Below are 23,157 nucleotides of genomic sequence, written 5' to 3'. Positions count from 1 at the left end.
GCCAGTGATACTCGTCCAACGCTAATTCAGCATCAACCGATACTCGAAAGGTATTCATCGGAGGTCGACGATTTCGACCCAGTTGGGATCGCGGCCGACGCCGAGTCGATGCCGTGGGGTGAGCGAACCGGTCTCGGGATCGATGGCGTAGCTGGTGACGGCATGAGACTGCTGACCGGCGGCCACCAGAAAACGCCCACTCGGATCGATGGCGAATCCGCGTGGTCGGGCCTCGGTGGGTGTGTGTCCGAGCGGGTCGAGCAGTCCGGTTGCCGGGGCGATACGGAATCCGGCGAGCGTGCTCGAAGTCCGTTCGGCCACATAGAGATAGCGGCCGTCCGGGGTGAGCCGCAGTTCCGATGTCCACGGCGGGCCAGCCGTGGCCGGCAGCACCGTCGCCGAGGCGACGAGTGTGAGTGTGCCCGTGGCGGATTCGAATCGGTAGGCGTTCACCGTGCCGTCCAGCTCGTTGCTGCCGTAGGCGGTCGATCCGTCGGGATGGAATACCAGATGTCGCGGACCGGCTCCGGGGGCCGTCTCGACGAGTGGCGGCTGATTCGGTGTGAGCCGTCCGGATTCGGCGTCGAAGCGGTACTGCAGGATCACATCGCCGCCGAGCGCCGCCGCGAACAGGTACCGGCCGGACGGATCGGCCACAATCGAATGGGCGTGCGGTGGTGTTGATTTCACCTCTATGGGCGGTGCGACACCGCCGTCGGATGTGATCGGATTGATGGCGATCTTATTGCCCGAATACGAGGCGCTGAGCAGAAACCGCCCGCCTCGGTCCGTCGAAAGATAGGCCATATTGTTCGGCAGCGGGGCGGTCGACAGCGGTGTCAGCCGCCCCGTTGCCGGATCTGTGGCGAATACCGCCACCGCGAAGGGGGCCGAGCGCAGCGATGCGTAGAGGTACCGGTGGTCCGGGCTCATCGCCAAGGGCATCACCGCGCCGGGCACCGGCTGCGACTCGACGGGTGTCAGTGCACCGTCGTCGTCGAGTCGCAGTACGGAGATCTCGCGACTTTCGGCATTCGAAACATAAACGGCGTAGGCCATATTCACGCCGTCTCGGCGGACTTGCCGCTGACTCGCGCCCGCAGCTCCAATTCGATCTGTTCCAGGCTGCGTCCATTGGTCTCCGGCACGAATCGCTGCACCAGCATGAACATCACCACGCTGACCCCGGCGAAGATCCAGGCCGAATAGCCGAGTCCGAGATGGTCGTTCATCACCGGGAACAGGAAGGTGATGGCGAAGGTCGAACTCCACAGCACCACACTGCCGACACCCATGCCGACCCCGCGCACCCGCAGCGGGAAGATTTCCGCCATCATCACCCACACCACCGCGCCCCAACCCAATTCGTAGCCCGCGAGGTAGACATTGAGCAGGATCAGTGTCGTGATGCCGGTAATGGTGTGGTTGTGCACGCCGAGCACGATGGCGCCGAGCAGGAACAATGACGAGGCCATACAAACATTGCCGAGCAATAGCAATGGCTTTCGGCCCCAGCGGTCGACAACGAAGATCACCCAGGCCGTGAATGCCACCTTGATCGCGCCGAGCACAATGGAAGCCAGCAGGGATGTGGAATTTCCGAAGCCGAGATCCTTGAACATGGTCGGTGCGTAGACATTCACGGCATTGACACCCGAGAACTGTTGTCCGACAGCGAGAATAAGTGCCACTACCAGGGCCGGTCGTGCCCATGGCGCCAGCAGATCGCGCAGCCGCCCCTTCTGCTGCTCATCCAATTGGATGACCGAGCGGATACTGCTCATCTCGGATTCGATCTCGTCGGCGCGGTGCGTGCCGGCCAGTACGGCGCGCGCCTCCATCTCCCGCCCGGCGTGCACCAGCCAGCGCGGCGTCTCCGGCAAGACCGACATGCCTGCCAGCAGCGCCACTGCCGGAATCGTGGCGATCGCGAACATCATCCGCCAGTTGCCGGATCCGGACAGCGCCCAGTCCACGATGTAGGCGATCAGGATGCCGGAGACGATCATCAGCTGGTTCAATGTCGACAATGCGCCGCGCGCCCTGGTCGGGGCGAGTTCGGACAGATAAGTCGGCACGGTCGCCGACGAACATCCCACCGCGATGCCGGTAATGAATCTGGCAACTACCAGCACGGCGACATTGGGCGCCAGCGCACAGCCCAGCGCGCCGACCGCGAAGACCGCGGCGGCGATCATAATGGTGCGCCGCCGCCCGAGCCGATCGGTGATCCGTCCGGCAATGGCCGCGCCGATCACCGCACCGGCGGCCAAGCAGCCGCCGATCACGCCCTGTGTCACCGAGGACAGATGCCAGGACTTCTTGATGAACAGCAACACCCCGGAGATGACACCGAGGTCGTAACCGAACAGGATGCCGCCGAGGGCGCCGAAGAAATAGAGAAATTTGACATTGGACGCGAGCGCCGATTTCGGTGTGGTCGTCGTTGACTTGAATTGCATTGTGCTGCGCTTCTTTCGAGGTGGAGCAAAGTGCCATCAGCGTTACATGCCGCTGATGCGAAATTCCTCAGAAATGTGATTCCGTCTGGGTATCGCGTGCTGCGTTCTCCGCGGCATTCATAGCGGATTCGGTTTTCCCAGCGGAGTTTCCACGAAAGGTCCGCCGATCAGCCAAGGACTCGGATCGGCGACGGCGGAAATGTCGGAGGCGAACTGTTCGGCATCGTCTTCGCTGCGGTAACCGAGCTCCTCGGCCTCGTGCAGGGAGACGACCGCGCGGGTATTGGCTGATACGCCCCAGACCACCCGGTACCCGGGCCTTTCGGCGGCCAGGCAGGCCTCGAATAGTCGCGCACAGTCGTTGGGGGACAGCCACATCGACAGTCCGCGGGCATCATGCGGGCGTTCGAAACACGAACCGATCCGAATGCAGATCACGTCCATGCCGAAGCGGGAGTGATAGAGACTGCCCAGCGCCTCCACCGCCACCTTGCTGACGCCGTAATAGGTATCGGGCCGGGGCGCGGCGTCACCGGGAATGGGATCGGCGCCGACGGCGTGGAAGCCGACGGCATGATTGCTCGACGCGAGGACGACCCGCTGCACCCCGGCCTGCCGCGCCGCCTCCAGTACGGTGTGCGTGCCGTCGATATTGGCGGCCAGTACGTTGTCCCAGCTGTCTTCTCGGCTGATCCCGCCCAGATGGATGATCGCGTCCACCTCCCGGCACGCCGCGGCCATGGTGGCGGGATCGGTGAGTGATCCGGTGACGATCTCGACCCGTTCGCCGGATGTCGGCGCGGGGAGTTCGGTCAGATCCAGTAGCCGCAGTACGCGATCGGGGCGTCGCAGGCGCGGGCGCATCAGCGTGCCGATGCCGCCGGCCGCGCCGGTTATCAGAATTCGGTGATCATTCATGCGGCATCGGTCTCGCTCGCGTAAGCGAAAATGTCCGCAGAGCCGTAGTTTTCGCACATGGTGTCCTCCTGTGGTGCGAGCGGAGTGTGGGATGGGTCACTCGCCGCTCGAACGTGTCAGAAGGTTATGGCGCAGAAATGATGCCTGTCCAACACCGTTTCTGTATCGACCGATGCCGTCAGGGCATCGGTTGTGGGCCGCATAAACGCGAATTGGGCGAGTGGCCAATTGTCCACTCGCCCAATCCGATTCGCGCTTACTTCGCCAGCTCGACGTCCGTCGTGCCGCGCTCCAGCTTGGAGTTCATCCGCGAGTATCCGAAGTACACCGCGAGTCCGATCACCAGCCACACCACGAACCGCAGCCAGGTCTCCCACGGCAGCGACCAGATCAGATAGACCGAGAAGCCGATGCCGATCAGCGGCACCACCGGCATCAGCGGCAGTTTGAACGTGCGCGGTTCGTCGGGCCGGGTGCGGCGCAGCACCATCACCGCGACCGAGACCACGATGAAGGCCATCAGAATGCCGATATTGGTCAGCTCGGCCACCACGGTGATATCGAGCAGACCGGCCATCGCGGCGGATCCGATGCCGACGATCCAGGTCACCCGGGTCGGCACCTTGCGGACCGGATGGGTCTTGGCGAACCACTCGGGCAGCAGTCCATCGCGGCTCATGGCGAACCAGACGCGGGTCACACCGAGCATGAAGGTGAGCACCACGGTGACGATGCCGACAATGGCGCCGATCGCGATGATATTCGCGACGCCGGGCATGCCGACCGATTCGAAGGCGGTGGAGAAGCCGCTCGTCGGGCTGATCTCGGTGTACTTCTGCATACCGGTCAGTACCAGCGTGGCCAGCACGTACAGCACCATCGCGATGGCCAGCGAGTAGATGATCGCCTTGGGCAGATGCTTCTTGCCGTCGGTCGATTCCTCGGCGGCGGTGCTCATTGCGTCATAGCCGAACACGGCGAAGAAGACGGTGGCCGCACCGGTCCAGACCGCGCCAGTGCCGAAGGGGAAGTACGGGGTGTAGTTGGAGCTGTCGATATGGAAGACGCCGAGCACGATGATCAGCACGACCAGTGCGACCTTGATGCCCACCGCGACGGTTTCGAAGCGGCCGACGCTCTTGATACCGCGCGATAGCAGCCAGGCCGTGCCCAGACAGAACAGCACCGCGAATAGGTCGATGACGTGGCCGTTACCGGTGCCGTGCGCACCCATCATCCAATCGGGCAGTGTGACGTCGATCTGTCCGAGCAGGAATTTGAAGTATCCGGAGACACCGATCGCGACGACCGCCGCCACCGCGACGTATTCGAGCAGCAGATCCCAGCCGATGAACCAGCCCGCGATCTCGCCGAGGGAAACATAGCCGTAGGTGTAGGCGGATCCGGCCTTCGGGACCATCCCCGCGAATTCGGCGTAGCACAGCGCCGCGCAGGCACTGGCGACACCGGCGATCAGGAATGAGATGAGTACCGAGGGACCCGTGACGGAGTGCGCAACCGAACCGGCGAGGGCGAATATGCCCGCGCCGATGATGCCGCCGACGCCGATCGCCGTGAGCTGCCACAGGCCGAGCGACCGCTTCAGCTGCTCGTCGGCGGGTGTCTCCTCCTCGACTTGCCCGAGGGGTTTGCGGCGCAACATCTGGATGCGCAACTCCGCGAGGGACATGGGTCTTCCTTTCATCCTCTGCGATACGCGACGGTGCAGTAGCGCAGATCACATTTTGAGCAGCACTCAGCTAATCCGACCACGAAAGCGCTGTGATCGGCGAATTGGATAAATAAAGTTCGGCGGCCTTGTCCGACTGAACAGACAAGACCGCCGAGCGGAGTGTCAGCGCTGGCTGCCGGGGCGCAGCGAGCGCAGGAAGAACGCCATATTGGCGGGGCGTTCGGCGAGGCGGCGCATGAAGTAGCCGTACCACTGATCGCCATAGGGCACGTAGACCCGGACATGATGCTCCGCCTCGACCAGACGGCGCTGTTCGGCGTCGCGGATGCCGTAGAGCATCTGGAACTCGAAATCGTCGGACTTGCGCGCGGTGGCCGTGGCGAATACGCCGGCGGCCTCGATGAGCGCCGGATCGTGGGTGGCGACCATCGGATAGCCGTCACCCTTCATCAGGATCCGCAGACAATCCAGATAGGACTGGTCGACCTCGGCCTTGCTCTGGTAGGCCACCGACGCGGGTTCGCGATATGCGCCCTTGCACAGGCGAATGCGCGAGCCCGGACCGGAGAACTCCCGGCAGTCGGCCTCGGTGCGCCGCAGATAGGCCTGTAGCACGGTGCCGAGCGAGGGGAAGTCGGCGCGCAGTTCACGCACGATCGACAGCGTCGAATCGGTGGTGGTGTGGTCCTCGGCGTCGATGGTCACCAGTACGCCCGCATCGGCGGCGGCCGTGCAGATCTGATGGGCGTGCGCGCGGGCGATCGCGTGACCGTCCTTGGACAGGGATTGCCCGAGCGCCGAGAGCTTGAGCGAAACCTCCAGCGGCCCGACAGATCCGGTGTCCGAACTGCGCAGCAGCGATAGCAGCGCCAGATAGTGCGACACAGTATTGCGCGCCTGCTCGATATCGGTGGTGTCCTCGCCGAGATAGTCGACGGTGATATAGCGACCGGAATTCAGCAGAGTTTCGACGGCCGCCACCGCATTCGGCTCGGCTGCTCCCGCGACGAAGCGGTCCACCAGCTTCTTGGTGGTCGACATCCGCGTGACGGTGCGCTCGAGCCGCGGCGACCGCGAGGCCGCGAGCATGGCGGGGCGTAGCAGACCGGAGATTGCCATTAGTTCTCCTCGGGTGCCTGGTGCGGATAGGTGTGCTCGGTCGGCGGGACGAAGGTCTCCTTGATGGTGCGGGCCGAGGTCCAGCGCAGCAGGTTCTGCGGTGAGCCCGCCTTGTCATTGGTGCCCGACGCGCGGGATCCGCCGAAGGGCTGCTGACCGACGACCGCGCCGGTGGGTTTGTCATTGATGTAGAAGTTGCCCGCGGCGAACCGCAGCCGCTCGGTCGCCGCGGCAACGGCGGTGCGGTCATCGGCGATGATCGCCCCGGTCAGGCCGTAAGTCGAACCGCCGTCGACCAGTTCGAGCGCTGATTCGAAGGATCCGGCGACGGCATCATCGTAGACGTGGATCGCCAGGATCGGGCCGAAGTATTCGGTGCTGAACGCCGCATCGGTGGGGTCGTCGCCGAGCAGGATGGTCGGGTCGACGAAGTAGCCGACGGTGTCATCGGTATGTCCGCCGGTCGCGATGGTGAGGCCCGGGGTGGCCTTGGCCCTGGCGATGGCGTCGGCATTGCGGTCGAAGGCCCGCTGATCGATGACCGCGCCGCCGAAATGCGCGAAGTCGGTGACATCGCCGTAGCTCAGCGTGCCGACCTTATCGATGAGGTCGCGGCCCATCTTGCTCCACACCGATTTCGGGATGAACGCGCGCGAGGCGGCCGAGCACTTCTGGCCCTGGTAGTCGAAGGCACCGCGGATCAGCGCCGTGGTCAACACATCCGGATCCGCGGAACTGTGCGCCAGCACGAAGTCCTTCCCGCCGGTCTCACCGACCAGTCGCGGATAGGTGTGGTAGTCGCCGATATTCGCCGCGACCGCACGCCACAGATGCTGGAAGGTCCCCGTGGAACCGGTGAAGTGGATGCCGGCCAGCCGCCGGTCGGCCAGCGCGACATCGGAGATCTTCGGTCCCGCGCCGTGCACCATATTGATGACACCGGGCGGCAGGCCCGCGGCCTCCAGCAGTTTCATCGTCCAATAGGCCGCCACCGCCTGGGTGGGCGACGGCTTCCACAGCACCGTATTGCCCATCAGGGCGGGCGCGGTCGGCAGATTGCCGGCGATCGCGGTGAAATTGAACGGAGTGATCGCGTAGATGAAGCCCTCGAGCGGGCGGTATTCGACCCGGTTCCACACACCTGGGGTGGAGATCGGCTGGTCGGCCAGGATCTGCCGGGCGAAGTGCACATTGAAGCGCCAGAAGTCGATCAGTTCGCACGGCGCGTCGATCTCGGCCTGGTACGCCGTCTTGGACTGTCCCAACATGGTCGCGGCGGCAATGGTTTCGCGCCACGGGCCGGACAGCAGATCCGCGGCCCGCAGGAAGATCGCGGCGCGATCCTCGAACGAGAGCGCTCGCCAGCCGGGCGCCGCGGCGGTAGCGGCGGCGATCGCGTCCTCGACATCGCGGGCCTCGGCCGTGGTGAGGGTGCCGAGTACCGCGCCGTGGTTGTGCGGCTGTACGACATCGATGGTCTTGCCCGAGGTGCGCCGATGTTCACCGCCGATGACATGGTGGATCTCGGTCGGTGTGGCGGCGAGTTCGGTCAGCTTCGCCTGCAGACGGGCGCGTTCGGCGCTGCCCGGGGCGAAGCTGCCGACCGGCTCGTTGACCGGCTGGGGCGTGGACACGATGGCGTCCATGAGTCCTCCTTACTGGTATATGAGGGTGAGCCGAAGTCAACACCGCAAAGCTGCCCGCAGAATCGGACAAGCGGACAAAGATGGAATAACCGTATTGGCGAGTCGTATGAAAGTGGGCGGTGGTCGTGGCTAGGAAAGGGGAGCTGGTGGCCGCAGACCTCGACCTGTTCGGACTGGCGCATATGGTGGCCCAGAATGCGGGCGGGATGGTCTCCATCGAGGACCCACAATCGCATGTGCTGGCGTATTCGGCATCGGATCAGACGGCCGACCAGATGCGAGTGCTTTCGATCCTCGGCCGCGAAGGGCCGCGCGACTATCTGCGGGTGCTGCGCGAGTGGGGTGTATTCGATCGGCTGCGCGGGACCGACGAGGTCATCGATGTCCCGGCGCACGAGGAGCTCAATATCAAGCGCCGCCTGGTGGTGAGCATCCGCGCGCACGCCGAGGGGAGTGCGCCGCGGATGCTCGGCTCCATCTGGCTGCAACAGGGGGACCGGCCGTTCAAACCGGATGCCGCGGAAATCCTGCGCGGCGCGTCGGCCATCGCCGCCCGACTCATATCGCGCAGTCTGGATGTGCCGACCGGCGAGGCACTGCTGATCCAGCGGTTGTTCGGTACCGGCGGCGGCGCTGCCGATGTGCCCACCGTCGCCAATGCGTTGAATCTGCCGCTGACCGGTCCGGCCGCGGTGGTCGGATTCGCGCCGTCGCCCGGTGCGAACGCGCCGTCGCCCGCGACGCTCGGCAATATGCTTCGCTTGCGCGCCAGCTCATTTCGCGGCGATTCGGTCACTACCGTGCTCGACGACCGGGTCTATGTGCTGCTGCCGCAGTACCGATCCGCGGAAGCCGTGACCGCATGGACGCGCCAGCTGGTCGAGCAGCTCGAATCCAAGCGCGCGCTCGAATTGCGCGCCGCCATCGCCTGTCCCGTTCCGGATCTGGCCCACGTCGCCGGTGCGCGCGCCGAGGTGGACCGGGTACTCGACAGCACCGCGGCGACCTACCAGAAAAACCGGGTGACCACGCTGGCCGAATCGCGCACCGCGGTGCTGCTCGGCGAAATCCTCGATCTCGTCGGTGACCGGCCGCATCTGCACGATCCGCGCCTGTACAAGCTGCTGGACTACGACCGGAAGCATTCGGCGAATCTGCGCGAGAGCGTCGAGACCTATCTGCGCGAACACGGCGACGTGCGCAATGCCGCGACGGCACTGCAGGTGCATCCGAATACGCTGCGCTACCGGATCCGCCGCGTCGAAGACATCATCGGGATGGACCTCGCCGACCCCGCCGACCGACTGCTGCTCGAACTCCAACTCGCACTGCACCGCAGTCGATCACCCGGCCCGGTGGTGCGCGGCGAGCGATGATTATCCGAGCTCCGGTTCGTCTGATCTGGTGACGCAGTAGTTACCGACCAAGGAGATCCGATGCGGAAAATCACCGCGGGACTGTTCATCGCACTCGACGGCGTCGTCGAGAACCCGCAGGACTGGCACTTCCCGTACTTCAATGACGAGATGGCCACGGCCGTGGACCGTCAGCTCGGTGCGGCGGACACGCTGCTGTTGGGGCGCAAGACCTATGACGGCTTCGCCGCGGCGTGGCCGGAGCGGGAACTCGCTGGCGATGTGGACGCCGAGATGGCCAAGCGGCTCGGCGACGCGCGCAAGATCGTGGTCTCGCATCAGGATCTCACCTTCACCTGGCGCAATTCCGAGGTACTGAAGGGGGATCTGGTAGAAGCCGTCGCGGCACTGAAGAACGAGCCGGGCGAGGCGCCCATCGGTATCAGTGGATCGGTATCCGTCGTCCGCCAGCTGCTCGAGGTCGGCTTACTCGACGAGTTGCATTTGCTGGTGCACCCGATCGCGGTGCGCAAGGGTCTGCGACTGTTCGAGGAGACCGACTCCGCGCTTCCGCTGCAACTGCTTTCCTCCGACACCTTCAAAACCGGTGTCGTGCATCTGGTCTACGCGAAGGCGGCGGCCGAAGGCACCGAAGGGTACGAGTACGCGAAACAGTTCCTGGGCCACGAGGACAGCCAAGCATAGACCACGGCACTATCGTCTGCGTTCATTCCGCATCGAGGACTTTGCTTGCGCGGCGGTAGTTCTCATTGCGCGCCGCAGTTCCATTGCCTGGTCGAGGAAGGGGAGGTACTTCTCCATGGTGGACTTGGGTGTGCCGGGGAACATCTCCCCAGGGGTGGGCGGCGCACCCACTGCCCGCCGTGTTATGGCGTGACGATCGCGAAGTTCGGATCGGGGCGGTCGAAGAGGCCGTTGAGTTTCTGCAGGGCGGCGATATTGCCGTCGACCTTGATCTGGCCCTTGATGATCGCGTCCGCGACACTGCCGCCCGCGAGCATGGCGCTGGCGAATGTGCCGCGGGTCAGCGTGAGGGTGGCGTCAGGGGCGGGCAGACCGTCGTCGGGGGTGCGGGCGTAGTGGATCAGCACGCCATTGCGCAATTCGACGCGCTGCGTGCGGTTTTCGGCATCGGTAAAGCGCCAGTCGGTGGTGGCCTTGACGTCCCAGGCCTTGGGGCCGTTGACGAACAGTGAGATGGCATCGAAGGCCTGGTCGATGGTCAGTGCCGCCAGCATGCCCTGTGCGTTGGCCTTTGTGGGGGTGCCGAACGGTCCGTTGCGCAGTTCGTGGGCGCCGCTGAGGTAGAAGTTGCGCCAGGTGGCGTTTTCCGCGCCGTACGCGAGTTGTTCGAAGACGCTGGCCTGCAGGTGTTTTGCCGTGGTGTTATCCGGATCGGCGAAGATCACGTAGTTCACCAGTTGCGTGGCCCACCGGTAATCGCCGGCGTCATAAGCCTTTTGCGCCTTCTTCAGCACCTCCTTCGCACCGCCCATGGCATCGACGTGTCGCTTGGCCGATTCGACCGGCGGATGTTCCCACAGATGTGCCGGATTGCCGTCGAACCAGCCCATATAGCGCTGGTAGATGGCCTTGACGTTATGGCTGACCGACCCGTAATAGCCATGGGTCGACCACTCCTTCGTGATCCCGGGCGGCAGCTGCAGCATTTCGGCGATCTCACTGCCGACATAGCCCTGGTTCAACAGGCGCAGCGTCTGATCATTGAGGTAGGCGTACAGATCCCGTTGCACCGCAAGGAATTCCACGATCCGGTCGGTGCCCCAGACCGGCCAGTGGTGCGAGGAGAAGACCAGATCGGCATTGCGGCCGTACAGGTTGATCGACTCGGTGAGGTAGCGCGACCACACATGCGGGTCGCGCACCAGCGCGCCGCGCAGCGTGACGATATTGTGCAGCGTGTGGGTGGCGTTCTCGGCCATGCACAGCATGCGGCGGTCCGGAAAATAGAAGTTCATCTCCGATGGCGCCTCGGTGCCCGGCGTCAGCTGGAACACCATGCGCACACCGTCGACGACCTCCTCCTGGCCGGAGTGCGTGATATCGAGGGTCGGGTCGATGAGTGTCGTGGTGCCGGTCGAGGTGGTCTGGCCCAGGCCCGCACCGACCTGCCCCTTGGGGCCGCGGGGGAGGGCCGCGCCGTACATATAGGCCGCACGCCGGGACATCGCGGTGCCCGCGTAAATATTCTCGGCAACCGCGTGCTCGAGGAAGCCGGACGGCGCGAGCACCGGACAGCGCCCCGCCGCGACGTCCTCCCGGGTGGTGACGCCGAGCGCGCCGCCGAAGTGGTCGACATGCGAATGCGAGTAGATGAGACCGGTGACCGGGCGATTGCCGCGATGGGCGCGGTAGAGCGCGAGTCCGGCGGCCGCGGTCTCGGTCGAGATCAGCGGATCGATGACCACTACGCCGGTATTGCCTTCGATCAGCGTCATATTCGACAGGTCGAGACCGCGGATCTGGTAGCAGCCCGGTGCAATTTCGTACAGGCCCTGCTTGACCGTCAGCTGGGATTGCCGCCACAAGCTCGGATTCACCGACAGTGGACAGGGCTCACGCAGGAAAGCGTAGGAGTCGGTGTCCCACACCACCTTTCCGCTGGCGTCCTTGACCACGCCGGGCTCGAGCGAGGCGATCCAGCCGCGGTCGGCGTCCGCGAAATCGGTGGTGTCGGAGAAGGGCAGCGTTGCGGCGACCCGCTTATTGGCATCGGCGATGCGATCGCTCGGATCGGTGGGTGCGGTGGCGGGGTTCACCTCATCGGAGTCGCCGCACGCGGTGAGACCGACGCCGACACCAGCCACCGCGAGTGCCGCCGCTCCGACCCCGAATACTCCGCGGCGCGACACCCGCGGTGTCCGGTTGTCGTCGTCCTGGTGCTCGACCATCGTCTCTCCTGTCCGTCCTCGGCGAGCCCACCGTAACCGCTATTGCAGTGTGACTGCAATAGCGGTTACGGTGGATGCCATACCAGCGGATGTGCTCATGGAGTCGCTGTGATCGGATGCGGATATGAATGAGAGCACTGCGGGCGCCCGACGCAGGCGCAATCCGGAACAGACGCGCGCCGCGATTATCGCCGCGCTGCTCGCGGCGATTCAGGACGGCGAACTCGATCCGACCGGTAGGCGCATTGCGGCCAGGGCCGGGGTCTCCGAGCGCAGCGTCTTCGTGCACTTTCCCGGACGCGACGATCTGTGGGTAGCGGTTGTCGAGGTGCAATCGGAACGGGTCGAGGCATTGATCGCGACGCCGGATCCGCGACTGCCACTGGCCGAACGCATCGACGCGGTGGTGCGCCAGAGCGAGGCGATCTTCGCGCTACAGCGCAATCCCCGGCTGCTCGGGCTGCTCGAATCGCATACCGTGCCCGGTGTGGATGCGCGAATGCGGTTGGCCGACAGTCGTATTCGCGATGCGCTGGCCAGCACGTTCGCATCGGAACTGACCATCGAAGGCGGTATCGACGAGGAACTGCTCGATCTCGTCGACGCCGCCGTCGGCTGGCCGACCCGGCACCACCTCGTCGAACGCCGCGGCCGCTCGCAGGCCGAGGCGTCCGCGGCTATCCGGCGGACCTTGTTCGCGCTACTGGGTTAGGCGTTGGCAGTGGCCTCGGCCTCCGGTTCGGGCGGAGCCTCGACCGTGCGCTTGGGTCCGGTGAACCAGTGCTTGGCCGATACCGCCCACCAGATACCGATCGCGCCGACCACACCGACCAGGGTGATCGGTGCGTAATTGACGGTGTTCCAGGTGAATTCGCTGTTCCACGGGTAGCCGCGGTCGTCGGTCGGCAATATGAACAGCACACTGATCAATACGATCCAGACCAGGGCGATCACACCAACCGGTCGATACCAGTGACCGAGTTGCCAAGGGCCGGTACGGAATCGGCTGCCGTGCAACTGGCGCAGCAGAATCGGGATGCCATAGGCGATATAGAGGCCGATGGTGGCGACCGAGGTGGCCGCCGCGTAGGCGGTCGGCGCATTCACCGCGGGCACCAGCATCGAGGGAATCAACAGCACGAACGAGAAGAACGAGATGAACAGCACGGCGTGCACCGGTACCTTCCGGGCCGAAAGTCGCGACCAGTACGCCGATCCCGGTACCGCGCCGTCGCGGGAGAACGCGAACAGCATGCGCGAGGCCGAGGTGACCGAGGCATAACCGCAGAACAGCTGCGCGATCGCCGCGATGATCAGCAGCAGACCCGACCAGAACGAATTCAGCGAGTTCTCCAGGATATAGATCACCGGATAGCCGCTGTTCTTGTTCGTATCCAATGCATCGTCGAGATTCGGAATGGCGAAGGTGACCGCCATGATGAGCAGATATCCGGCAACGGCGGAGACGATGATGGTATTGATGATGCCCTTGGCCGCCGTGCGCGCGGCGTCGTGGGTCTCCTCCGACATATGCGCCGAGGCGTCATATCCGGTGAAAGTGTATTGCGCGTGCAGCAATCCGAGCAGGAAGCTGAACGCCACGCCACCGAAGCCGACCGCGCTGTTGTCGACGGTCTCGGTGAAGACGAACCCGACGCTCTGATGGTGGCTCGCGCCGAAACCGAGCACGATGACGAAGATCGCCACGCCGCCGACATGCCACCAGGCCGAGATATTGTTGATCACCGCGGACAGATGCGGGCCGATTGCGTTGAGCACGGCATGCAGGATCAGGATCGCGGTGAAGACGAGAAAGATTGCGGTGCGGTCGGTTCCGATATCGATGCCGATGACGTTCAGCACCGCGGTGGTGAAGATCGCCGCGCCGTAATCGATGGCGGCGGTCACCGCGATCTGGCCGATCAGGTTGAACCACCCGGTGAACCAGCCCCAGACCGGACCGCCCAACTCCGACGCCCACCAGTACAGACCGCCGGAAGTCGGGTAGGCCGAGGCCAATTCGGCCATTGCCAGCCCGACGAACAACACCATCACGGAGACCAGCGGCCAGCCCCATGCCATGGTGATCGGACCGCCGTTGGCCAGACCGATGCCATAGCTGGCCAAACCGCCGGTCAGGATCGAGACGATGGTGAAACTGATGGCGAAGTTGGAGAATCCGGACCAGGACCTGGCCAGTTCCTGTTTGTAGCCGAGTTCGGCGAGGCGACGTTCGTCGTCGGATGGTGCGTTGGCTTCGGTCATGATCGCTCCCGGGTGAAAACGCCGCCCTCATACAGCGTTTGCCAGAAACTAAGTGTGAAGTGAGCGCTGGTCAATCGCAGGGAAATATGGAAACCCGGCCGTAATTTCCCCGCAATCGTCCGCCGTCACCGCAATCCCCGGAATCCGTGATAGGCAGGACAGATGAAACCGATGCGCTCCTCCTATGACGTGGTGGTGGTCGGCGGTGGCCATAACGGGTTGGTGGCCGCCGCGTATCTGGCGCGGGCCGGGCGATCGGTGCTGGTGCTGGAGCGGCAGGATCACACCGGTGGGGCCGCGGTCTCGGAGCGGGTGTTCCCGGGGGTCGATGCGCGATTGTCGCGGTATTCGTATCTGGTGAGCCTGCTGCCGCGCCAGATTGTCGCGGAGTTGGGTTTGCGATTCGCGACGCGGCGCAGGCGGATCTCGTCGTATACGCCGGTCGGGGACGGCGGGTTATTGGTCGACACCGCATCCGAGGCTCGAACCAGGGACAGTTTTGTGCAGCTCACCGGATCCGATCGTGATTTCCGGGCATGGCAGCGGTTCTACAGCGCGACCGGTCGGCTCGCGCAACGGGTGTTCCCGACGCTGACCCAGCCATTGCCGTCGCGGTCGTCGCTCGAGCGGGTGGTCGACGATGCCACCACCTGGGCGGCACTGTTCGAGCGGCCGCTGGGGGAGACGGTCGAGTCGAGCTTCACCGATGACACCGTGCGCGGTGTCGTGCTCACCGATGCGCTCATCGGGACCTTCACCCATGCGCACGACTCGAGCCTGCGGCAGAACCGCTGCTTCCTTTACCACGTGATCGGCGGCGGCACCGGCGACTGGGATGTGCCGATCGGCGGTATGGGCGCGCTCACCGATGCACTCGCCGACGCGGCCCGCGCGGCCGGGGCCGAGCTGATCACCGGCAGCGAGGTGACCGAGGTCGAATCCGACGATGTCACGGCGGAAGTGCGCTATCGGGACGGTGCGGTCGGCGCACGGCATGTACTGGTCAATGCGGCACCACACGAACTCACGCGGTTGCTCGGCGTCCCGGGGGAGCCGAAACCCGAAGGCGCGCAACTGAAGGTGAATATGGTGTTGCGGCGGCTACCCCGGCTGCGCGACATCGCGACCGATCCGCGCGAGGCTTTCGCCGGAACATTCCATATCGCCGAATCGTATTCGCAACTGGAACAGGCCTATCGCGAGGCCGCCGCCGGACGGATCCCGTCCGCCCCGCCGTCGGAGATCTACTGTCACACGCTGACCGATCCCTCGATCCTCGCGCCCGACTCCCGCATGCATACCCTCACTCTGTTCGGATTGCACACTCCGGCAAGGCTTTTCGAGTCCGACCCGGAAGCGGCGAAGGCAATGGCGGTGAAAGCCGCACTCGCCCAACTGGATGCGGTACTCGCTGAACCTCTCGTCGACTGCCTCGCCGCGGACGAGTACGGCGCACCCTGTATCGAAGCGAAATCGCCACTCGACCTGGAGCGCGAGGTCGGCCTGCCCGGCGGCCACATCTTCCACCGAGACCTGGCCTTCCCGTACCGCACCGACGAAGCCGATACCCCTGCGGCTCGCTGGGGCGTGGCGACCGATGTGCCGAATGTCTTCCTCTGCGGTGCCGGCGCGGTACGCGGCGGCGGAGTCAGCGGTATCCCCGGTCACAACGCTGCCATGGCGGTCCTCGAAACGCGCTGACTACGTCGGCCCGGGGAGTGTGCTGTCTGCGTCCACTGTGTGCGGCATGAAGGACACCATCGCCATGGGCGCCACCATCGGCACCCTGGTCGGCGGCGCCGTCGGCTGCGTCCTGCGGCGGGCACTTCGCGACCATTAACCAGCCGTTGACCCCGGTGAAGTAGCGCGGGAAGACCCGGCACGTGGTGCCGGGGAACTCCGCTCCGGCTCGGATGCCGGGCCTGAGCGGGGTTCGAAACTGCAGCTGGAATCCTCTATTTGCAGACATCAAATTCGGGGGTTTCATTTTCATAACATTTGCTGCAAGATTGCGCCAGTGCCGCTGGATCGTGTGAGTGGCCCGATGATGAGGAAAAGCAAATGAAGATGACGAATTTCGCCGTGGTGGCCACTATGTTGACCACGGCGCTCGGAGTTGCCGGCGGTACCGCCGGTGCTGCTCCGAATACCGACGATGTAGTGAACTACACGGCGAATACGACCGCAGAGTCCACCGTGATCCACACCGATGCCGGATCACTGGATGTGGACAACGGCGTATTCAAGATCAAGGCGGCCAACGGTACAACGCTCGCGGGCACCGAATTATCCTTCCGGGTAGACGATTTCGTGTTCCCGATTGCCGCAGACTTGCACGACCGGACCGCAGTGCTGACGCCGCAGTTCGACTTGGCGCGCGCGGTATACCAGCCGGTGGCGCTGCCGTATGAGGACACCGCGCCATGGAAGACACCCTACGACCGGGAACAGGCCGCCTGGAACCGGCTGGCCTCCACCATCAGCGCAGGTGCCACGATCGGCACCCTTGTCGGCGGCATCGCCGGTGGTGCCGTGGGCTGCCTGCTCGGGGGCATCGTCGGCGCGACGGTGGCGGCGGCGACGATTGTGGGTTTGTTCGGTCCGTTCATACCCGCAGCGGCGGTCGGCTGCCTGGGCGGGATCGTGGCCGTCGGCGCGTTGGGCACCTTGGCGGGACAGCTTTTGGTGACCGCCCCGGTTGCGATACTGGCGGCCGTGCAGTACTTCACCACAATCAACCAGCCGTTCAACGCACCGAAGTAGTTTCGGCACAATGGCGGCGCCCGGATAGCCACCGGGCACCTTGCTCCAGAGCGGGCACCCCGTACGCGGGGTGCCCGCTCTGCTGATTGCCCAGCCGAGGGTTCGCAGGAATTCAGGAAACAGTGGTCGAGGAAATAGCGGTCGATCGACTGGCCACGATGCCCACTGATCACTCGTTGGACTCCGACCGGGCTAGCATGCTCAGGCTGTTCCAGAAACTCTGGAAGCAGAAGAGGATAGCGATGAACTTCGAAACCAAGTGTGTTCCGCGGATCGCCCTACTCTCCGCAATGGCCGGTGCCGCAATGCTGATCGGTGCTGGCACCGCCGCCGCCGATGACTGGCCCTCGGGCGGCGGCGCATTCGAGGTGTACGAGACCAAGAATTTCGCGGTCCGATCCGACCCCGACTACTGGAACCCCCTTTCCGACCGAAACCGCCTGACCTCCCCCTACAGCACCAACACCCGCATCGTATGCACCAGCTTCCATGGCGTACAACAGGATTGCTGGCAAGCCGACCCCGACGGCAACCCCCACAAACTCACCATCGCCCCCCTGGACGTCCCCTACGCCGGCTCCAGCGGAACCGGCCACTTCGCCCCCAAACACTACATCTACCCAAACTAAACCCCAGCCCTAGTCGCGAGAATGCGCTGATGCAGGTTGCTCTCGACGTGTACGTGCATCAGCGCATGGTGATCGACCGTCCAACGGGGGATTTGTGCGGGTGAATTGGGTTTGTTGGTAAGGGGTTCGGGGGGTGGTTTTGGGGGGACTGATCGGTAGTTGAGGAGTTCGTGCTGTGGAGTTGCGGCAGTTGCGTTATTTCGTCACTGTGGCTGAGGAATTGCACTTCGGGCGGGCGGCTGAGCGGCTGCATATTGCCCAGCCTGCGGTGAGTCAGCAGGTGCGGCGGCTGGAGCGGGAGTTGAAGGTCCAGTTGCTGGATCGGTCACCGCGGCGGGTGCGGCTGACGGAGGCTGGGGTGCGGTTTCTGCCCGCGGCGAGGAGCGTGCTGAGCGCGGCCGATCAGGCTCGGGCATCGGTGGCCGATCTGGCCGGTGCGCGGGCGGAGGTATTCCGGCTGGGCACGGTGACCGGGCTGGGTGCGCGGCTGGACACCATCCTGGATGCCTTTGCCGAGCGCCTTCCACAGGTGCGGATCGAATTGGTCACCCTGCCGGTGCGTGAGCGATTGGCGCAGGTGGCCGACGGTCGACTCGATGCCGCCTTCGTGCGCTCGCCCGCCATCGAGGACACCGCCGACCTGGAGTATCTGCACGCGTGGGACGACCAGCTCGTCGCGGCTCTGCCCGCCCGGCACCCGCTGGCGGCGCAGGAGACGGTGCGATTGGCCGATTTGGCGTCGGTGCCACTCCGGATGACCGAGCGGCGCAATCATCCGGCGCTGGTGGATCTGGTGCTGATGTCTTGTCAGCGTGCAGGTTTCGAGCCGGTGCCGGCGCCGACCGCGACCACCCTGCAGGACAATTTGGCCGCGATCGGCACCGCCGTGGCCATGTGGACAGTGATCTACGCCGCCAACGCCGACCAGGTGCACAACCCCCGGGTGGTCTTCCGGCCGTTCGCGGACGGTGGCATGAGCCTGCCGATCGCCGTGGCCCTGCGTGCGGGAACCGATGCCCCCGGTTCGGCGCTACTTCGGACGCTCGTACCGGCGGAAAGCGCGCAGTACCTCGAACAATAAGGACTCGTTATCGCTGTGCGAACGAACTGACCCTTGGTCGATGATCTTCGATCGGGTGAACTGATGACAGGCCGCAGAACCGGGCGGGAACCCACAGTGGAAAGCCCGGATGTGGTCTGTCCCAACCCATTTCAGTGAGGAGAGTCAGTCATGCCCATTGTCACCGTGCAGCAGGGCCCGCGCACCGTCGAACTCAAGCGGGATCTGGTCCGCCGGATCACCGATGCCTTCGTCGACGCCTACCGGATTCCCGCCGAGACCGTGCAGGTCTGGATCCACGAGACGCCCGCCGACAGCTGGGGTGCGGCCGGGCAGTTGACCGCCGATAAGAAATAGCCGACCGAGGGACGCCGATGCCCGGCCGATACCGTCGCGGTTATGCAGATGAAGCATGAACGTCGGTGGCGGTTGCCGGTCGGGCCGACGGTGCTGGTCTTGCTGTCGGCCGGAGCGGGTGCGACGGATGGGTTGGTATTCACCGAACTGGGCAACGTGTTCGCCAGCGTGTTGACCGGCAATCTGGTGTTGCTCGGTGCGGCCCTCGGTATATCCGGCATCGAGTTGACGCCGCCGCTGGTGGTTCTCGTCAGCTATTTCGTCGGTGTCGCGGCGGCGGCGCGCTGGTGTCGCGCCATGCCTGCGGGGCCGCTGCGCATCGCACGTCTGCGTCACTGTCTCGCGGGCGAGGCGGTATTGATGGTCGTGCTAGCCGCGGTTGCCGTATTCGCCGGTGCCGTCGGTGTCGTTCGCCTGCTGCTGCTCGGTGCGGCCGCGCTGGCGATGGGTGTCCAGTCGGCCGCTGTCCTCATTATTGATCGCCGATCGCCCACGACCTACATGACCAGCACCTTCACCGGTCTCGTCAGTGATCTTGTCGCCGCCCGCCGCATCGAACCGCTCGCCGTCGCCCGTATTGCCGCCGTGGTACTCGGCGCCGCCGTCGCAGTGGCACTCTATTCCGTAAGTGCCCATTGGGGTTTCGTCATTCCCGCCGCGTTGATCGCAGCCGCGGCCGGTCTCGCCTATACCCACTGGTGGCTCGAGGGCGCGCTATCGGCCATATCGACATCGGACGAATAGTCACGCCGCGTCGATGCCGGAGCTCGGCGACGGCAGGCTGAATCACTGGCTCGGATTCGATTCGGGCGAATCCGGTCCGAGTTGCTTATGCCGGAATCGGATTTGCTGTTGTACGAATAGGACCCGGTCCCTGGTAGTGCGGGTGTCCGGATGATCCGAACCGAGGATGCGCTCTTGGTCGGCGAGTAGTTGCTCGTTCTCGGTGAGGGCCTGCTGCATGTCCCGGCCGCCGCGATTGGCCGCGATATTGCTTCGGGTGGTGAGCGTATCGACGTGGTCGGGCCCCAGAATGCGCTCACGGTCGATGGCTACCTGCTCGAATTCGGCAATGGCACGGTCGAGGTCGCCGGACTTGCCGAGCCAGTATGCGATGCTGTGGCGGGTCTGCAGGGTGCTGGGGTCGTCGGGGCCGACGACGCGTAAATGGTCGGCCAGGAGGCGCTCGAGTTCGGAGATTGCTCTTTCGGGTGCGATGGCCAGCCCCTCGTGCGCGAGCAGGAAGAAGTCCTCATCGGCGGTTGCCACGCCGTGCCCGACGAAGCCGAACAACAGGGTCGCCTGCTGCTCCGAAGCGGCGGCGAAGGCATCGTTCACTGCCTCGGTCAACTCGTCTGCAGTTGGATCCAGTACCGGCCCCAGCTGCGCGGTGGCAGGTTGCCAGCCGCCCGCGGCGCTGAGATTCGCGTAGAGTTCGGTGGCCAGCTCGCCCGGAAAGCCGAGTCGGGGCAGCGCGGCGCACTCGGACCCCACAATCAGCGCCAACCTGCCACCCATAGACGAAAACATAGCGGAGCCGGGCGAAACCGTCGGCGCGTCTGCGGCTAGGGAACGCTGACGGTTTCGTCGCAGCTGTCGGGTGGGTCGACCAGTCCGCATTCGACCGGTGCACGGGTCGGGTGGTAGTCGGCCGGAACGCCGCCGGACCGGATGATGCCGCGGTAGACGTCGACCGCCTCCGTGGGTTGGCGGGTCAGGGTGGGGTCGGTCCGCACATCGACGGTGTAGAGGCCGAAACGCGGTGTGTAGCTTCCCCATTCGTAGTTGTCGGTGAGGCTCCAATAGTTGTAGCCGATGACATTGATGCCGTCGGCCTTGGCGCGCTGCAGCCAGTAGACGGTGTCGCGGAGGTGGTCGGAGCGGGTGTAGCCGTCGGTGCGCGGCTTACCGTCCTCGGTGGGCATGCCGTTCTCCACGACATACAGTGGGCGATCGGGAAATAGCTTCGCGTAGTGACGCAATGCGTAGTAGATGCCCTCGGTGTGAATGGGCAGTTCCCAGATCGGCGGACCCTCGTTCGAACCGCCCTGCACCGCTTTGCTGGTTTCCGGCACCGGCGCGAAATAGTAGTCGACGCCGATGAAGTCGAGCTTATCCGCGATCCGATCCACAATCGGCTGATTCACCTCGGTCTCGGCACCCGCGACATAGCCGAGATTGCTCGTCACCTGCGCGTCGGGCATGCTTTTATGAATGGTGTCATAAATCACGTTGTGCGCCTGGGCAATTCGGTCCAACATCGCGGGCGCCTCATCGGGGGTGATCGCGCCGATGCGCAACTCCGTGCCGATATAGGCGGCCGGCTCGTTGAAGGTGACCCACAGTGGATTGCGAGAGGTATAGCGGTTCACCACTTTTCGCATATTGGCCAGCCAATCCTCGACCATGCCCGGATTGCGCCAGCCGCCGCGATCGGCGGCCCAGCCGGGATACACCCAGTGATCCAGGGTGAGCATCGGCCGCATACCGGCGGCGAGAATGCGCGCGATCACATTGTCGTAGAAGCCGAATGCCGCCTCGTCCCAGGTATCGGGTTGCGGCTGCACGCGCGCCCATTCGATGCCGATCCGGTACACCCGCACCCCGAGGCGGGCGGCCAGGTTGATATCGGAGATATAGCGCCGGTAGAAGTCGACCGAATTCTCGTAGTCGTCCCCGGCCTTGCCGGAATCGATGTAGCGGGTCCAATTGCTGTCCGGCGCGTGGCCCTCGGATTGGAAGCCGGATGATGCTACGCCCCAGAGGAATTCGCGGCTGAACGGTGCGATGGTGGCGTGTGCGCTCGGCATGGCGACACCGGGCAGCAGCAGTGCGGTCGCGATCATGGCGAGTGCGACGAGGGCACGTCGGCGCATCGGTGTTCGCATCGAGCTCCTGTCCCCATCCGGCACTGTTCGGTCGTGCGTCACCGGCGCAGCGCCGCGCCGGCCGATGATCTGCCAGCGTAACCATCGGGTAGCTGAATCTTGGGCTGTGCGCCGGTGTGTCGCGAATGCTGCCGGAAGTGCCTTGAAAAGGCGGACGAGACGTGGCATCACAATGATTGCTCCCTGTTCGCGTACGGACAGGGCTGATCCTCAGCTCACCCGCCCACCGATGCGCCGGGTGAGATCGTCTGCGGTGTTGCGCACCTGGGCGGCGAGATCGGCCCAGTCGGCGGCGCAGGGAATCCGCTCGCAGTGGTGTCGCAATGTCACGCTGATCGCCGCGATCGGCCGATGGTCGTGATCAAAGGCCGGATAGGCGACCGAGGCGAATCCGGCGGTGACATGGCCGTCCTCGCTCGCCCAGCCGCGACGGCGCTCGGCGGCCAGAATGCCGCGCAGCGCGGCGAGGCTGGTCGGCCCGCGGTCGGTGCGGCGCACGAAGGCCGCCGCCGACGGGAACAGCGCCCGTACATGGGCGGCGGGCAGATGCGCCAGGATCGCCCGGCCCGATGCGGTGAGCTGCGCGGGCAACCGCACGCCGACATCGGTGACCAGCGTCTCCGGGCGCGGCGGGCGTTCCTTGATCAGATACAGCAATTCGTTACCGTGCAGGACTCCGAGGTGTGCATTGTGCCCGACCCGCCCAGCCAGCTCGCGCAGCAACGGTCCGGCCACCCGCTCCAGTGGATCGTGGCGCAGATAGGCCGAACCCAGTTCGAAGGCGGCAATGCCGAGGCCGTAGCGCCGCTCGGCGGGCAGCCGGGTGACGAAGCGAGCCTCCTCCAACTCCGTGAGCAGGTGATATGTGGTGGAACGAGGGATGTTGAGCTCGCGCGCGATGGTGGTTGCGGCGATCGGCCCCGCCCTGGTCGCCATCAGCTGCAGCACGGCGAGGCCGCGCCGAAGTGCCGGTATATCGCTGCTCGTTCCCATGTCTCTTCCTGCGATTGTCTCGGATACCAGACAGAACCTGGCCCAGCCTCATTCTCCACCCGCCTTCGTGGTTGTG

The 23,157-nt window shown here is 64.8% G+C and carries 19 protein-coding genes and 1 pseudogene; 9 read left to right on the top strand and 11 right to left on the bottom strand.

The window, feature by feature from the left end; all coding sequences use genetic code 11:
• Positions 1-54: 54 nt before the first annotated feature.
• The 6 genes from ABZW16_RS01490 to pruA all read right to left on the bottom strand — a co-directional run bounded on the left by ABZW16_RS01490 (position 55) and on the right by pruA (position 7,838).
• Positions 55-1,059: a beta-propeller fold lactonase family protein gene (locus tag ABZW16_RS01490; RefSeq protein WP_354950995.1), complete on the bottom strand. Its 1,005-nt coding sequence runs from the start codon at positions 1,057-1,059 to the stop codon at positions 55-57.
• A 2-nt stretch (positions 1,060-1,061) separates the two neighbouring features.
• Positions 1,062-2,462 (bottom strand): sugar porter family MFS transporter, encoded by a 1,401-nt coding sequence (locus ABZW16_RS01485; RefSeq protein ID WP_354950993.1) that lies wholly within the window; start codon positions 2,460-2,462, stop codon positions 1,062-1,064.
• 117 nt (positions 2,463-2,579) lie between these two features.
• A complete protein-coding gene (locus ABZW16_RS01480; protein WP_354950991.1) occupies positions 2,580-3,380 on the bottom strand; it encodes an NAD(P)-dependent oxidoreductase in 801 nt (266 codons plus the stop codon).
• A gap of 256 nt (positions 3,381-3,636) precedes the next feature.
• Positions 3,637-5,070 (bottom strand): amino acid permease, encoded by a 1,434-nt coding sequence (locus ABZW16_RS01475; protein WP_354950989.1) that lies wholly within the window; start codon positions 5,068-5,070, stop codon positions 3,637-3,639.
• Positions 5,071-5,235: 165 nt separating this feature from the next.
• Positions 5,236-6,192, bottom strand: a complete 957-nt coding sequence (locus ABZW16_RS01470) for a proline dehydrogenase family protein (protein WP_354950987.1) — start codon at positions 6,190-6,192, stop codon at positions 5,236-5,238.
• Positions 6,192-7,838 (bottom strand): L-glutamate gamma-semialdehyde dehydrogenase, encoded by a 1,647-nt coding sequence (gene pruA / locus ABZW16_RS01465; protein ID WP_354950985.1) that lies wholly within the window; start codon positions 7,836-7,838, stop codon positions 6,192-6,194. The genes ABZW16_RS01470 and pruA overlap by 1 nt, the downstream gene beginning before the upstream one ends.
• 140 nt (positions 7,839-7,978) lie before the next feature.
• Here pruA and ABZW16_RS01460 point away from each other — a divergent pair.
• Together ABZW16_RS01460 and ABZW16_RS01455 are read left to right on the top strand one after the other, a co-directional pair.
• Positions 7,979-9,214: pseudogene (locus tag ABZW16_RS01460) on the top strand (helix-turn-helix domain-containing protein); the annotation flags it as partial.
• A gap of 60 nt (positions 9,215-9,274) precedes the next feature.
• Positions 9,275-9,898 carry a dihydrofolate reductase family protein gene (locus ABZW16_RS01455; RefSeq protein WP_354950983.1) on the top strand — a complete coding sequence of 208 codons (624 nt, stop codon included), beginning with the start codon at positions 9,275-9,277 and terminating at the stop codon, positions 9,896-9,898.
• Positions 9,899-10,080: 182 nt separating this feature from the next.
• Here the strand turns inward: ABZW16_RS01455 and ABZW16_RS01450 are convergent, their stop codons facing one another.
• Complete coding sequence (locus tag ABZW16_RS01450) at positions 10,081-12,126, bottom strand: alkyl sulfatase dimerization domain-containing protein (RefSeq protein WP_354950981.1); 2,046 nt, start codon at positions 12,124-12,126, stop codon at positions 10,081-10,083.
• Between the two features lie 124 nt (positions 12,127-12,250).
• Between ABZW16_RS01450 and ABZW16_RS01445 the strand changes: the two genes are divergently transcribed.
• The gene (locus ABZW16_RS01445; RefSeq protein ID WP_354950979.1) at positions 12,251-12,838 is read left to right on the top strand and encodes a TetR/AcrR family transcriptional regulator; all 588 of its coding nucleotides are present in this window, start codon (positions 12,251-12,253) and stop codon (positions 12,836-12,838) included.
• Here the strand turns inward: ABZW16_RS01445 and ABZW16_RS01440 are convergent.
• Positions 12,835-14,391 carry an amino acid permease gene (locus tag ABZW16_RS01440; protein WP_354950977.1) on the bottom strand — a complete coding sequence of 519 codons (1,557 nt, stop codon included), beginning with the start codon at positions 14,389-14,391 and terminating at the stop codon, positions 12,835-12,837. The two genes, ABZW16_RS01445 and ABZW16_RS01440, sit on opposite strands and share 4 nt — an antisense overlap.
• A 162-nt stretch (positions 14,392-14,553) precedes the next feature.
• Here ABZW16_RS01440 and ABZW16_RS01435 point away from each other — a divergent pair, with 162 nt between their 5' ends.
• The 6 genes from ABZW16_RS01435 (at position 14,554) to ABZW16_RS01410 (ending at position 19,944) form a co-directional block, all read left to right on the top strand.
• Positions 14,554-16,092, top strand: coding sequence for an NAD(P)/FAD-dependent oxidoreductase (locus tag ABZW16_RS01435; RefSeq protein ID WP_354950975.1), 1,539 nt, complete (start codon positions 14,554-14,556; stop codon positions 16,090-16,092).
• Between the two features lie 360 nt (positions 16,093-16,452).
• Positions 16,453-17,154: a hypothetical protein gene (locus ABZW16_RS01430; protein WP_354950973.1), complete on the top strand. Its 702-nt coding sequence runs from the start codon at positions 16,453-16,455 to the stop codon at positions 17,152-17,154.
• A gap of 242 nt (positions 17,155-17,396) precedes the next feature.
• On the top strand, positions 17,397-17,783 hold the full coding sequence (locus ABZW16_RS01425) for a hypothetical protein (RefSeq protein ID WP_354950971.1): 387 nt from the start codon (positions 17,397-17,399) through the stop codon (positions 17,781-17,783).
• A 175-nt stretch (positions 17,784-17,958) separates the two neighbouring features.
• The gene (locus tag ABZW16_RS01420) at positions 17,959-18,864 is read left to right on the top strand and encodes a LysR substrate-binding domain-containing protein (RefSeq protein WP_354950969.1); all 906 of its coding nucleotides are present in this window, start codon (positions 17,959-17,961) and stop codon (positions 18,862-18,864) included.
• A gap of 150 nt (positions 18,865-19,014) precedes the next feature.
• On the top strand, positions 19,015-19,200 hold the full coding sequence (gene dmpI / locus ABZW16_RS01415) for a 4-oxalocrotonate tautomerase DmpI (protein ID WP_354950967.1): 186 nt from the start codon (positions 19,015-19,017) through the stop codon (positions 19,198-19,200).
• Between the two features lie 42 nt (positions 19,201-19,242).
• The gene (locus ABZW16_RS01410; protein WP_354950965.1) at positions 19,243-19,944 is read left to right on the top strand and encodes a YoaK family protein; all 702 of its coding nucleotides are present in this window, start codon (positions 19,243-19,245) and stop codon (positions 19,942-19,944) included.
• Between the two features lie 42 nt (positions 19,945-19,986).
• Here the strand turns inward: ABZW16_RS01410 and ABZW16_RS01405 are convergent, their stop codons facing one another.
• The 3 genes from ABZW16_RS01405 to ABZW16_RS01395 all read right to left on the bottom strand — a co-directional run bounded on the left by ABZW16_RS01405 (position 19,987) and on the right by ABZW16_RS01395 (position 23,081).
• On the bottom strand, positions 19,987-20,718 hold the full coding sequence (locus ABZW16_RS01405) for a tetratricopeptide repeat protein (protein WP_354950964.1): 732 nt from the start codon (positions 20,716-20,718) through the stop codon (positions 19,987-19,989).
• Between the two features lie 47 nt (positions 20,719-20,765).
• Positions 20,766-22,088 (bottom strand): family 1 glycosylhydrolase, encoded by a 1,323-nt coding sequence (locus ABZW16_RS01400; RefSeq protein WP_354950962.1) that lies wholly within the window; start codon positions 22,086-22,088, stop codon positions 20,766-20,768.
• Between the two features lie 210 nt (positions 22,089-22,298).
• Positions 22,299-23,081 (bottom strand): IclR family transcriptional regulator, encoded by a 783-nt coding sequence (locus tag ABZW16_RS01395; protein WP_354950960.1) that lies wholly within the window; start codon positions 23,079-23,081, stop codon positions 22,299-22,301.
• Between the last annotated feature and the right edge of the window lie 76 nt (positions 23,082-23,157).

It is taken from the genome of Nocardia sp. NPDC004604 (assembly GCF_040609795.1).
Classification (GTDB): domain Bacteria; phylum Actinomycetota; class Actinomycetes; order Mycobacteriales; family Mycobacteriaceae; genus Nocardia.
The sequence above is the reverse complement of the archived record's forward strand: the minus strand, read 5'-3'. Positions and strand labels throughout refer to the sequence as shown.